The organism is Rhizobium sp. Leaf453 (genome assembly GCF_001425605.1).
In the GTDB taxonomy this organism is placed as follows: domain Bacteria; phylum Pseudomonadota; class Alphaproteobacteria; order Rhizobiales; family Rhizobiaceae; genus Pararhizobium.
The window spans coordinates 198,340-211,121 of record NZ_LMRG01000003.1; the positions used below are offsets into that span (position 1 = coordinate 198,340).

Annotated in this window: 13 protein-coding genes; 7 read left to right on the forward strand and 6 right to left on the reverse strand. The window is 61.8% G+C overall.

What is annotated here, in order from left to right:
- Positions 1-2 precede the first annotated feature (2 nt).
- The 5 genes from tesB (at position 3) to ASG68_RS06610 (ending at position 6,648) form a co-directional block, all read left to right on the forward strand.
- Positions 3-899: an acyl-CoA thioesterase II gene (gene tesB / locus ASG68_RS06590; protein ID WP_062581474.1), complete on the forward strand. Its 897-nt coding sequence runs from the start codon at positions 3-5 to the stop codon at positions 897-899.
- Positions 900-1,125: 226 nt separating this feature from the next.
- Positions 1,126-1,476 (forward strand): P-II family nitrogen regulator, encoded by a 351-nt coding sequence (locus tag ASG68_RS06595; RefSeq protein ID WP_062581476.1) that lies wholly within the window; start codon positions 1,126-1,128, stop codon positions 1,474-1,476.
- Between the two features lie 29 nt (positions 1,477-1,505).
- Positions 1,506-2,879, forward strand: coding sequence for an ammonium transporter (locus tag ASG68_RS06600; protein WP_062581478.1), 1,374 nt, complete (start codon positions 1,506-1,508; stop codon positions 2,877-2,879).
- Positions 2,880-3,143: 264 nt separating this feature from the next.
- Positions 3,144-5,816, forward strand: coding sequence for a DNA translocase FtsK (locus ASG68_RS06605; RefSeq protein ID WP_062581480.1), 2,673 nt, complete (start codon positions 3,144-3,146; stop codon positions 5,814-5,816).
- 163 nt (positions 5,817-5,979) lie between these two features.
- Positions 5,980-6,648 (forward strand): outer membrane lipoprotein carrier protein LolA, encoded by a 669-nt coding sequence (locus ASG68_RS06610; RefSeq protein ID WP_062581500.1) that lies wholly within the window; start codon positions 5,980-5,982, stop codon positions 6,646-6,648.
- A gap of 6 nt (positions 6,649-6,654) precedes the next feature.
- Here ASG68_RS06610 and ASG68_RS06615 read toward each other — a convergent pair whose 3' ends face one another.
- A complete protein-coding gene (locus ASG68_RS06615) occupies positions 6,655-7,161 on the reverse strand; it encodes a GNAT family N-acetyltransferase (RefSeq protein WP_062581482.1) in 507 nt (168 codons plus the stop codon).
- Positions 7,162-7,330: 169 nt separating this feature from the next.
- Between ASG68_RS06615 and ASG68_RS06620 the strand changes: the two genes are divergently transcribed.
- A complete protein-coding gene (locus tag ASG68_RS06620) occupies positions 7,331-8,137 on the forward strand; it encodes an exodeoxyribonuclease III (RefSeq protein WP_062581484.1) in 807 nt (268 codons plus the stop codon).
- Between the two features lie 103 nt (positions 8,138-8,240).
- Here the strand turns inward: ASG68_RS06620 and ASG68_RS06625 are convergent, their stop codons facing one another.
- From ASG68_RS06625 to ASG68_RS06640, 4 genes are all read right to left on the reverse strand, one after another.
- Positions 8,241-8,675, reverse strand: coding sequence for a hypothetical protein (locus tag ASG68_RS06625; protein ID WP_062581486.1), 435 nt, complete (start codon positions 8,673-8,675; stop codon positions 8,241-8,243).
- A 143-nt stretch (positions 8,676-8,818) separates the two neighbouring features.
- Positions 8,819-9,835, reverse strand: a complete 1,017-nt coding sequence (locus ASG68_RS06630; RefSeq protein ID WP_062581488.1) for an LLM class flavin-dependent oxidoreductase — start codon at positions 9,833-9,835, stop codon at positions 8,819-8,821.
- Positions 9,836-9,959: 124 nt separating this feature from the next.
- Positions 9,960-10,415, reverse strand: coding sequence for a cyclic nucleotide-binding domain-containing protein (locus tag ASG68_RS06635; RefSeq protein ID WP_062581490.1), 456 nt, complete (start codon positions 10,413-10,415; stop codon positions 9,960-9,962).
- Positions 10,416-10,466: 51 nt separating this feature from the next.
- Positions 10,467-11,150 (reverse strand): response regulator transcription factor, encoded by a 684-nt coding sequence (locus tag ASG68_RS06640; protein WP_062581492.1) that lies wholly within the window; start codon positions 11,148-11,150, stop codon positions 10,467-10,469.
- 146 nt (positions 11,151-11,296) lie between these two features.
- Here ASG68_RS06640 and ASG68_RS06645 point away from each other — a divergent pair, with 146 nt between their 5' ends.
- Positions 11,297-11,848, forward strand: coding sequence for a L,D-transpeptidase family protein (locus ASG68_RS06645; RefSeq protein ID WP_062581494.1), 552 nt, complete (start codon positions 11,297-11,299; stop codon positions 11,846-11,848).
- Between the two features lie 200 nt (positions 11,849-12,048).
- Here ASG68_RS06645 and ASG68_RS06650 read toward each other — a convergent pair whose 3' ends face one another.
- On the reverse strand, positions 12,049-12,576 hold the full coding sequence (locus tag ASG68_RS06650; protein ID WP_062581496.1) for a SixA phosphatase family protein: 528 nt from the start codon (positions 12,574-12,576) through the stop codon (positions 12,049-12,051).
- Positions 12,577-12,782: the final 206 nt, after the last annotated feature.

The following is a 12,782-nucleotide window of genomic DNA, read 5'->3' on the forward strand; positions in this document are numbered from 1 at the left end:
AAATGTCGCGCCCCGCTGAGACCACCGCACCGATGCCCGCCCCAATGGATGTGCTCCTGCAGACGCTTGATGTCGAAAAACTTGAGGAGAACCTGTTTCGGGGTCTCTCCCCGCAAGTGGGATGGCAGCGCGTCTTCGGCGGACAGGTGATCGGGCAAGCTCTGGTGGCGGCGCAGCGAACGGTGAGCGAAGGCCGCTATGTGCATTCGCTACACGCGTATTTTATGCGTCCGGGCGATCCGAGCGTACCGATCATCTACGATGTCGATCGCATCCGCGACGGATCGAGCTTTGCCACCCGCCGCGTCGTCGCCATCCAGCATGGCAAGGCGATCTTTTCCATGTCAGCCTCGTTCCAGTTCGACGAGGACGGTTTCGAGCACCAGATCACCATGCCCAAGGTCGCGCCACCGGACACGCTGATGGGCGAGCAGGACATCAAGGAGAAATTCCTGGTCAATGCGCCGGAAGCCATTCGCCGCTATTGGGAACGGCCGCGGCCGATCGAAATCCGGCCCGTCTCGCTGAAACACTATTTCTCGCGCGACAAGCTTGAGCCGCTGCAGGACGTCTGGGTGAAGACCACCGGCGCTGTTCCCGACGAGCGCCACATCCAGGCGGCGGTGCTCGCCTATATCTCGGACATGACGCTGCTCGACACGGCGCTTTATGCGCACGGGACGTCGGTGTTCGACCGCGACCTGCAGGTGGCGAGCCTCGACCACTCCATGTGGTTTCACCGGCCCTGCAAGCTGGACGACTGGGTGCTTTATACCCAGGATAGCCCCAGCGCCTTCGGAGCACGCGGCATGACGCGTGGCAGCCTGTTCGACCGTTCCGGCGTCCTGATCGCCTCGGTCGCGCAGGAAGGGTTGATTCGGAAAAAGGCATCTGAGTAAAAAAGTATCACTTTTTTATTTTTGCTTATTTTTTCATCGTTTAAATTGACGATTTTTTAACATTCCGATCCCGGCTTTTGGCGGAATGTGGCATTTCCGTGTCTTTTCATAGACTTAACAACCCGCTCTCGAACTGGCACGCGCCTTGAATAGCAGTGCGCGGTCGTAAGCGAATTGTGCTGAGCGGCAAGGAGAGACGGCCCCCGCGCCGAAGATGAACACAAGGATGGGAAACCAGATGAAAATTGTGATGGCCATTATCAAGCCGTTCAAGCTCGATGAGGTTCGCGAAGCCCTCACCGCCGTTGGCATCCAAGGCCTGACCGTGACCGAAGTGAAGGGTTATGGGCGCCAGAAGGGACATACGGAAATCTACCGCGGCACCGAATATGCCGTCAGCTTCCTGCCGAAGCTGAAAATCGAAATCGCCGTTGCCTCCGAGATCGTCGACAAGGCCGTGGAAGCGATCGCATCGTCGGCCAAGACCGGCCAGATCGGTGACGGCAAGATCTTCGTCTATTCGATTGACCATGCCGTGCGCATTCGTACCGGCGAAACCGACACAGAAGCGCTGTAAGTCACGGCCGTTCAGGGAGCTATTTGACAATGTCCTCATTTAAACTTTCCACCTCTCTCGGACGCCTCGGCGCCACGGCTGCGGCGGTCCTCGCCCCGGTTGTCGCCTTCGCTCAGGAAGCCGCCCCGGCAGCGACCGAAGCTGCTGCCGCTGCCGCCGCCGCACCGGTCCCGAACAAGGGCGACACCGCCTTCATGTTCGTCTGCACCATCCTTGTCCTGTTCATGCTGGTTCCGGGTCTCGGCCTGTTCTACGGTGGTCTCGTTCGCGCCAAGAACATGCTCTCCGTCCTGATGCAGTGCACAGTCGCCGGTTCGGCCGTCATGCTTGCCTGGGTCATCTACGGTTACTCGTTCGCCTTCGGCGGCTCGACCTCAGCCTTCTGGGGCGGCACCGCCAAGCTCTTCCTGGCCGGCGTAACGCCAGATACGACCGCTGCGACCTTCTCTGACGGCGTCGTCATTCCGGAAATGATCTTCATCATGTTCCAGATGACCTTCGCGGCCATCACCCCTGCCCTGATCGTCGGTGCCTTTGCAGAGCGCATCAAGTTTTCGGCTGCAGTCCTGTTCTGCGTCCTGTGGGCAACCTTCGTCTACTTCCCGATCGCCCACATGGTCTGGGATGCCAACGGCCTGATCTTCGGCTGGGGCGCTCTCGACTTCGCGGGCGGCACGGTCGTTCACATCAATGCCGGCGTCGCTGGTCTGATCGGCGCGATCATGGTCGGCAAGCGTACCGGCTTCGGCAAGGACATGATGGCTCCGCACTCCATGACCCTGACGCTCGTCGGCGCGGCCATGCTCTGGGTCGGCTGGTTCGGCTTCAATGCTGGCTCCAACCTCGAAGCTTCGGGTGGCGCGATGCTCGCAACCGTCAACACCTTCATTGCAACGGCTGCTGCCATCGTCTCCTGGTCGCTGGTTGAAACCTTCACCCGCGGCAAGGCCTCGATGCTCGGCGCTGCTTCGGGCATGATCGCCGGTCTCGTCGCCATCACGCCTGCCGCCGGTATTGCCGGCCCGATGGGCGCGATCATCATGGGTCTGATCGTTTCGCCGCTGTGCTACTTCTTCGTCTCCGTGGTGAAGAACAAGTTCGGCTATGACGACACCGCTGACGTCTTCGGCGTCCATGGTATCGGCGGCCTGTTCGGTGCTCTCGCAACCGGCATCTTCGCATCGTCCTCGCTGGGCGGTATCGGTTATGCCGATGGCGTCACCATGGGCGGCCAGTTCATGACCCAGCTCTACGCCGTTCTCGTCACCCTCGTCTGGTGCGGCGTCGGCTCGGCTGTTCTCTACAAGATCGTCGACCTGATCGTCGGCCTGCGCGTCCCGGTCGAAGCCGAGCGCGAAGGTCTCGACCTCTCCTCGCACGGCGAAGCCGCTTACCACTCCTAAGAAATTTGCGGAGCCGGACAAACGGCTCCGCATCACTTCCCGTCGCAGTCTTGCTTCCCGCAAGACCGCATTTGGCCCGGATTCCGTATCCGGGCTTTTTTTTGTTTTCAGCGTCCGCCCCGCGCTCTTGCCTCCCGAAATCTAGGGGGTGCGCCATGTTTCCGGTAAACGAAGCGTCAAGGTTAATAGGACTTTAACCCTCCCAAGCTTACGGTCGAAGCATGCGCGCATTGCGATTTGAAGAATAACAGGCAGCAGGTCACCATGAGCAGAAGCAATCAGGCGGTGTATGACAACCGTTCCAACCGGTTTGTGCTTTCCACATTCGTCTGGAAACAGATCGCCTCGCTGGCCGGATTTGCGCTGTTCGTCGCGTTGGGCTTCGCGGTCGCCGCACTCTCGACCTGGAACGTCAACGATCCCAGCTTCTCCTACTCGACGACGGAAACGCCGACCAACATTCTCGGATATACCGGTGCTGCCTTCGCCGACATCTTCATGCAGTTCTTCGGCATTGCCAGCGTCGTGGCCCTTCTGCCCGTCGTCGCCTGGGGCCTGGTGCTGATCTCCAGCAAGCCGTTCGGCCGCATCCACAAGCGCGCCGCCGCCTGGTTCGGTGGCTCCGTTCTCGCCTCCGCCGCGCTGAGTTGCCTCCCTGCCCCCGTCACCTGGCCGCTGCCCAATGGCCTTGGCGGCGTTTTCGGCGACATGATCCTGCGTTTCCCGGCTCTCTTTACCGGCGCCTATCCGACCGGAACCTTCGGCATGGTGCTCGCCGTGCTGTTCGCGCTGCCGGCTGCCTATTTCCTGATCTACAGCGCCGGCCTGATCGGCGTGCCGGACGAAGACGAGGAAATTGCGGTGCCTGCGGCGGCACCCAGCAAGGCCCGCACCGTCAGCGACGAATCAGAGGACGATGAATCGGAAGGCCTGTTCATGGTGCTCGCCGGCGCGATCACCCATATGCGCTTCACCGCCCACGCCCGCATGCGCCGCCTGTTCGGCCTCAGCGGCCGCCGCAAGCAGGCCGAGCGTCACTATGACGAGCCCTATGATTTCAATACCGACGAATTCGGCACGCTGAACGAACCCTCGCGCCCGAAGGCGATCTCCCGCTCCGAGCGGGTCGAGCCGTCGCTGGATCGCAGTGAACGGCGTGTCGTCGCTCCTCCTTCGATTTCCATCGACGATGATGAAGACGACGATCTGCATGACGCCGACCGACTGCCGGCCGGCATCATGTCCGGTGACGACGATGATGACGATATGGATGCAGCTTCGAACTGGGCACCGGTCTCGGCACCGCGCAAGCAGCCTCCGGTCGCGCCAGCCTCCAGCGCCCGTGTCGTCCCCGCTGCGCCACGCCCGAAGACCGGCCAGCGCATGGAGCGCGAGGCGCAGTCGTCGTTGGTCACCGACGACGACGATTTCACCCTGCCGCCGCTGCACTTCCTCGCCGAACCGAAGAACGTCACCCGCGACGCGACGCTGTCTGCCGATGCGCTGGAGCAGAACGCCCGCATGCTGGAAGGTGTGCTGGAGGATTTCGGCGTCAAGGGCGAGATCATCCATGTCCGCCCCGGCCCGGTCGTCACGCTTTATGAACTGGAGCCCGCGCCGGGCATCAAGTCGTCGCGCGTCATCGGCCTTGCCGACGATATCGCCCGCTCGATGTCGGCAATCGCCGCCCGCGTCGCCGTCGTTCCCGGCCGCAACGCCATCGGCATCGAACTGCCGAACCAGCGCCGCGAAACCGTTTACCTGCGCGAACTGATCGGCTCGCGCGATTTCGAGACCTCGAAGACCAAGCTCGCCATGGCGCTCGGCAAGACCATCGGCGGCGAACCCGTCATCGTCGATATCGCCAAGATGCCGCACCTGCTGGTTGCCGGCACCACCGGCTCGGGTAAATCGGTCGCCATCAACACGATGATCCTGTCGATCCTCTACCGGCTGAAGCCGGAACAGTGCCGCCTGATCATGATCGACCCGAAAATGCTGGAACTCTCCGTCTATGACGGCATTCCGCACCTGCTGACACCGGTTGTCACCGATCCGAAAAAGGCCGTCGTCGCGCTCAAATGGACCGTCCGCGAGATGGAGGAGCGCTACAAGAAGATGTCGAAGATTGGCGTGCGCAATATCGACGGCTTCAACAGCCGCGTTGAGCAGGCACTGGCCAAGGGCGAGGTGATGAGCCGGACCGTGCAGACGGGCTTCGACCGCCAGACCGGCGAGGCGATCTACGAGACCGAAGAATTCGATCTGCAGCCGATCCCCTATATCGTCGTCATCATCGACGAAATGGCCGACCTGATGATGGTTGCCGGCAAGGACATCGAAGGCGCCGTGCAGCGTCTGGCGCAGATGGCCCGTGCCGCCGGCATCCATGTCATCATGGCGACCCAGCGCCCCTCGGTCGATGTCATCACCGGCACGATCAAGGCCAACTTCCCGACGCGTATCTCCTTCCAGGTCACGTCAAAGATCGACAGCCGCACTATCCTTGGCGAGCAGGGCGCCGAACAGCTGCTCGGCATGGGCGACATGCTCTATATGGCCGGCGGTGGCCGCATCCAGCGCGTGCACGGCCCGTTCGTCTCGGATACCGAGGTCGAGGAAGTCGTCAAATACCTGAAGACCCAGGGCGCGCCGCAATATCTCGACGCGATCACCGAAGAAGACGATGAGGATGGCGAAGGCGGCGGTCCGGCCGGCACCTCGAACCTGTCCGAGTCCGACGATCCCTATGACCAGGCTGTCGCCATCGTGCTTCGCGACGGCAAGGCCTCGACATCCTATGTCCAGCGCCGCCTCGGCATCGGTTACAATCGCGCCGCCTCCCTGATCGAGCGCATGGAGCAGGAAGGCATCATCGGCGCCGCCAACCATGCCGGCAAACGGGAAATCCTCGTACCCACCGAAAACGACCGCTGACGACCATCAGCGGTCCCCACTGGAGCGATATCGGGACCCGCCGGCAAGCCCGGCCCGATGGCGATTGCCGAATCACCGGGATAATCGCAAAGAAGTGCGCAAGCCACGCCTTGAAGGCGCCGCACTTGCGCTCCACATCACACTGGAAATGAAGGAGATCGCGATGACAGACACCGTAAACGGCCACCTTGAACAGGACAGCAAAGTTGCCCCCCTGTCGCGCCGCGCCTTTGTCAGTGGTCTCGCGTTTCTGACGTCGCTTGCCGTCATCGGCCTACCGCTCGAACCCGTCCAGGCACAGACGGCCGTTGCCCAGAAGATCGCCGATCACTTCGCCTCGGTGAAGACCATGAGCGGCGAGTTCGTGCAGTTCGGCCCGCGCGGCGAACAGACCGGCGGCAAGTTCTTCATCAGCCGTCCGGGCAAGATCCGCTTCAACTACGACGCCCCCTCGCCGATGCGCGTGATCGCCGACGGCAAGTCGGTCGTCATCGGCAACCAGAAAATGAAGACCTGGGACATCTATCCGCTGTCGAAGACGCCGCTGAAGCTTTTGCTTTCCGACAATATCGATCTGACCGGCAAGATGGTGCGCGACGTCAAGGAAGAGGCCGACCTGATCACCATCGTGCTCGGCGACCGCAGCGTCTTCGGCGATTCGACGATCACCCTGATGTTCGACCCGAAGACCTACGACCTGCGCCAGTGGACCATCACCGACGCGCAGAAGAAGGACACGTCGGTGATGATCTTCAACGTCAAGAACGGCATCCCGATGGACGACAAGGTCTTCCGGATCCCCTACGACGACATCAACAATCGCGGCAAGTAAGCCCGCTCATCCGGATTCCGGCTCGCCGTCGATGCGGCGCGCCATCAGGATCTCGTCGATCTCGCGCCCTTCATGGCGGATGCCGGCCGGTATCCGCCCGACCTCGGCGAAGCCTTCGCGCCGATAGAACCGGATGGCCGCTGGATTTTCCGCGCTGGCGGCCAACTCCAGTTGTGCTATGCCGACGCTGCGGGCATGCCGCACGAGCGCGTCGAGCAGTGCTTTCGCATGGCCGCGACCTCGTTGCTCCTCGCGCACATAAACCATGATCAGCGTGGCGCGATGCGCCATCTTGCTGGCGCTCTGTCGCATCAGGCCCATGATTCCGACCGGCATCTGATCTTCAAAGCTGACGAAGACATAATTGGTGATGAGCCGTCGCATCCACTCGTCATCCGGCAGCAATTCCCAGTCCTCGGCGCTGCTGGCAAAGGCGGCGGGCTCACGCCGCAGGGCTTCCAGCCGGATCGCGCGGAATATGGCCAGATCCTGCGGCCCCAGATGTCGAATCATGCGGCCAATCTCCAGCCTTGATCAATACGGCGCGGCCGAAGGTGAAAGGAGGGCACGCGACTGTCAATATCGGCGGCAATCCAATGGCCAAGCCCTCGAAAAGCTCCTATGACGGTTGCGCGGATCGCCTCCGCCCGTCCGAAGCCTATCCAAGGAAAGTATCACACGCATGGCCTTGTCGATCGCGACCTGGAACATCAATTCGGTGCGCCTGCGCATGCCGCTGGTCGAACATCTCCTGAAGACCTGGTCGCCGGACATTCTCTGCCTGCAGGAAACCAAGGTCGCGAACGACCTCTTCCCGTTCTCGCCGCTGAAGGCGCTCGGCTACGAGCATATCGCCATCCATGGCCAAAAAGGCTATCACGGCGTCGCGACGATCTCCCGCCTCCCACTGCACGAACTGACGGACCGGCGCGACTATTGCGGCGTGGGTGACGCCCGCCATCTGTCGGTCGTGTTCGAAAAATCGGGCAAGACCATCCGGCTGCACAATTTCTATGTACCGGCTGGCGGCGACGAGCCGGACCGGACGATCAACCAGAAATTCGGCCACAAGCTCGATTTCATCGAGGAAATGAAGATGCTGCACGCCGAAAGCGAAGCCGGCATGTCATCGATCCTCGTTGGCGATCTCAACATCGCGCCGCTGGAACACGACGTCTGGTCGCACAAACAACTCCTGAAGATCGTCAGCCACACGCCCATCGAAACTGAAGGCCTGCTGGCGGTTCTCAAGGGCGGCGCCTGGGTCGACCTGATGCGCCAGCACACGCCATCTCCCGAAAAACTCTACACCTGGTGGAGCTACCGCTCGCAGGACTGGCAAGCGGCCGACAAGGGCCGCCGCCTAGATCACATCTGGTCCTCAGCCGACCTGTCGCCGCAACTCAACCGCGTCGAGATCCTGAAGGAAGCAAGAGGCTGGGACAGGCCGTCGGACCACGTGCCGGTGATTGCGCATTTTGATTTGTGAGAGGGCCAATACCCCCAGAGCCGTCTTATGCGCTTCCGGGTCGTCTGAAGAGCGAGGAAAGGGGAGATGGGCGCGTTGCGACAGAGGAAGACATGGCGCGCCGCTAATCTGAGTGCTTCAATTCAACGGCAAAGGGCTCGGACATTGCGACGGTTTTCCTCCAATGAAACAAGCTTCGGCGCTCAAGACGATATGGCAGGTATATAAATCTGCAGTAGTCGTTTGCTTCCAAAGTAACGCGCAAACCGTCACGATGAGCCGCTGCGTATTGCTCCGGAATGTTCACGTTGGCTGCCACGGCGATTGCAATGGCGCGACCCTCCAACAATTCTTTACGCAAGGCTTCAATCAGGATCGTATATCCATCCTGCCCGCTTGGATGTTCCTCCCCTGTCCACACGCCTCTAGCCTCGACACTCCCCTTTACGTTAACGATAGCACCGAACGGGTGAAATTCGCCGCTGTTTTCCAGCATCGTTTTGGCAAAATCGGTGCAGTAGGCTAATGCCAAGTGCAGTTGTTCAGGCGTGGCGGCCATCGGCATCTCCGGTTGGTTGCGTTACCAAACTATACGCACTGCGCAGCGGTGGGAACAGTCCGCTTCGGGCAGAAAGCCGTCCTTACCTCCAAGGTTAACCGATGCGGAAAATTCCGCATCAGAACCTCATCACAACCGCCCCCTTACCGCCAGCCAAGCGCCGGCGCGACGTGTTTCAGGATCGCCTCGATGACATGGGCGTTGTATTCCACGCCCAGTTGGTTCGGCACCGTCAGGAGCAGCGTATCGGCTTCCGCGATCGCCTCGTCGGCCTTCAACTGTTCGATCAGCCTGTCCGGCTCGGCCGCATAGGAACGGCCGAACACGGCGCGCATGTTGTCGATGATGCCGATCTGGTCGCTGTCGCTGCCGCGGCCGAAATAGGCGCGGTCGCGTTCGTCCACCAGCGCGAAGATGGAGCGGGAGACGGAGACGCGCGGCGTGCGCATGTGCCCTGCCTCCTTCCAGGCGTCGCGATAGAGCCTGATCTGCGCTGCCTGCTGGACATGGAAGGGCTCACCCGTCTCGTCCTGCTTCAGCGTCGAGCTTTGCAGGTTCATGCCGAGCTTCGCCGCCCAGAGGGCGGTCGCATTCGAGGCCGAGCCCCACCAGATGCGCTCGCGCAGGCCGTCCGAGAACGGCTCAAGCCGCAGGAGGCCTGGCGGATTGGCAAACATCGGGCGCGGGTTCGGCTGGGCAAAGCCCTCGCCCTTCAGAAGCTGCAGGAAGACCTCGGCATGCTGGCGGCCCATGTCGGCATCCGTCTCGCCTTCCTGAGGATTGAAGCCGAAATAACGCCAGCCGTCGATGACCTGCTCCGGCGAACCGCGGCTGATGCCGAGCTGCAGCCGACCCTTCGAGATCAGGTCGGCGCTGCCGGCATCCTCGGCCATGTAGAACGGATTTTCATAGCGCATGTCGATGACGCCGGTGCCGATCTCGATCTTGCTTGTCCGGGCGCCGATGGCCGCCAGAAGCGGAAAGGGCGAGGCCAACTGGCGGGCAAAGTGATGGACGCGGAAATAGGCGCCGTCGGCGCCAAGCTCTTCCGCCGCCACGGCAAGGTCGATCGACTGCAGCAGCGTGTCCTGCGCTGAACGGGTCTGCGATTGCGAGGATGGGGTCCAGTGTCCGAAGGACAGGAAACCGATTTTCTTCATGATGTTCTACCTGATGATGGCGATGTGTTGCCCGATAGATGGGGACGCGGCGGGAGGCGGGAAAGAGCAAAGCATGCACTGCAGCGCCCGGATGCGGGAAACACAGCGTCCTTCTGAGGAAACGTTACCGAAACTTCCGCGCCAGCTTCTGCATCTTGCTGATCATCGTCTGCAGATTGTCCCGGATGCGGGTTTCGACGATCACGGCGACTTCCGGATATTCTTCCAGCATGCGACGAAACAGCGGCCGGTTGATGCGGATAACTTCGCTGTCTTCCTCGGCCGTGGCGGTGAACTTGCGCTCGACGAAGGAGATCATCGCCAGTTCCGACAGGAGCGTGCCGCGCCCGACCGTATCGATCGTTTCGGTGCTGCCATCGACGAGGCTGCGGGTGAGCGTGAAGGAGCCGCTGGCGACCGCATAGGCGCAATCGGCAGGCGCGCCCTCGCGAAACAGCTGCTGGCCGCGATTGAGCCGCCGCCGCTCGGCGCCGAAGGCGATCAACCGCAGCTTGTCCTCGTCGATGCCGGCAAACAGCGGCACGAGGGACAGAAGGGCAATGTCGTCGTTCAGCGCCAAAGGACTATCTCGGGTTCAGCAAAGGCCGGGGTTCAACAGAACAACGGCCCGTCAGGGTACGATCTTGTACCCACCATTCTCTGTCACCAAAATCTCCGCATTGGAAGGGTCGCGCTCGATTTTCTGGCGCAGGCGGTAGACATGGGTTTCCAGCGTATGCGTCGTCACGCCGGAATTATAGCCCCAGACCTCTTCCAGCAGCACGTCGCGGGTCACCACCTTCTGGTCGGCGCGGTAGAGGTAGCGGATGATCGCCGCTTCCTTTTCGGTGAGGCGGATCTTCTGGCCGTTTTCCAGCGTCAGCAGCTTCTGCCCGGGCTTGAACGTATAGGGACCGACGGTGAAGGTGGCATCCTCGCTCTGCTCGTGCTGGCGCAACTGCGCCCGGATGCGGGCGAGCAGCACGGCGAAGCGGAACGGCTTGGTGACATAATCGTTGGCGCCGGCTTCCAGCCCGAGGATCGTGTCCGAGTCCGTGTCATGGCCGGTCAGCATGATGATCGGTGGCTTGAAGCCGCCCTTGCGCAACAGCTTCACCGCCTCGCGGCCGTCCATATCCGGCAGGCCGACATCCATGACCAGAAGGGCCACCTGCTGGGTGCGGGCCGTCTGGATGCCCTTGGTGGCAGTCGGTTCCTGCAGGATGGTGAATTCCTCATAGAGCGAAAGCTGCTCCACCAGCGTTTCGCGCAGGTCCGTATCGTCATCAACGAGAAGAATGGTGCGGGCCGACATGGGTGAAATTCCTCCTTGCGTCCGGTTTGAAACATGCTCGATCGCAGCACTCGGCAAGCAAAACGACAGTTCACCCGTTTGTTACATATTGTGTAGTGCTATGGTGAGCTTTCAGATCACGGGCAACGCAAAAAACTGTGAGTAAAATGCGCGTAAAACAAAAACGGGCTGTGAAAACGGCAGGAACCATCACGGTCCGGGTGAAGCCAGGAAGCCGGACCAGAGCCCTGATCAGCTTCGCCGGCCGCACCGAACAGGCCGCGATCGGCCGCTCGGGCACCACTTCGCGCAAGCGCGAAGGCGACGGCGCCACCCCGATCGCGCCGATGCGCTTGGTTGGCGGATATATCCGCGGCGACCGCATCACCCGGCCCCAGACCACCCTGCCCTTGCGTTTCACGCCCAAAAACCTGCTCTGGTGCGACGCGCCTGGCCACGCCCTCTACAACCGCCCGGTCAACGCCCCCTTCAAGCCCAGCCACGAAAAGATGCGCCGCGACGATCGCCTCTATGATGTCTGCCTGGTGATGGACTGGAACCTGATGGCCCGCAAACGCTTCGGCGGCTCGGCAATCTTCTTCCACCTCGCCAAACCCGGTTACACCCCGACCGAAGGCTGCGTCGCAGTGAGCCTGCCGGCGATGAGGCGGCTGCTGCGGTTCATGCGGCGGGGGACGGTGGTGAGGGTTGTGGGGTAATTGCTCTCTTGGGGAACTCAACAGCTTGCTCCCTCTTCTCCCCGCCGGGGAGAAGGTGCCCGAAGGGCGGATGAGGGAGCCGAAGGCCACAATTCGAGTGTGCCGCTCGCGCCGGCTTACGCCGTCGCCCCCTCATCGCCTCACTGCGTTCGGCACTTCTCCCCGCTGGGGCGAAGAGGGAGCAAGCAGCGTCTTCCGAATTACCCGATCGACCGCGGCATGACGAACCGCTCGAGGAAACCGGTACCGGCGGAAATAGCATCCCACCGTTCGACAGCCAGATCGATCACCGCAAGACCGCCCGTCGGGAATTTCTCTGCCATCCTCTCAAGAGCCTCCCCCTCGCCGGTTTTCGCCAGCAGCGCCGCCAAATCCTCCATGCCGGGATTGTGGCCGACCAGCAGCAGGGTGCGAACACCCGGCTCGACGGCGCGAATGACCTCAAGGATGGCTTCCACCGGGACCTCGTAGATGCCGGGTGCATCGCGGTGCGTAATCGTCTTCGGCAGGTCCTTGCGCACGATATCCCACGTCTCCCGCGCCCCACGGGCGGGTGATACGAGGGCGAGATCGGGGATCAGTTTTTCGCGCGCCATGTAGGCGCCGATGAGGGGAGCGGCCTTGCGGCCCCGCTCCGCCAGAGGGCGATCATGATCGGCGACGTTCTCCGGCCATGCGGACTTTGCGTGACGCAGGAGGATGAGGCGGTATCTGGGCACTGCCGGTATCCATGTTCTGTGGTTTGGCGACAGCGCGGCCCCTCACCCTAGCCCTCTCCCCGCACGCGGGGAGAGGGGACGACTAAGTTGGCCGCTTGTCCCTTCTCCCCGTTCCAACGGGGAGAGCGACTGTCTTTGCTGTCAAGCGCTTTGCCATGGCTTTTCGTCCCGGATGATGGCGTTGAGGATGGTGAGGAGTTTGCGCATGGTTGCGA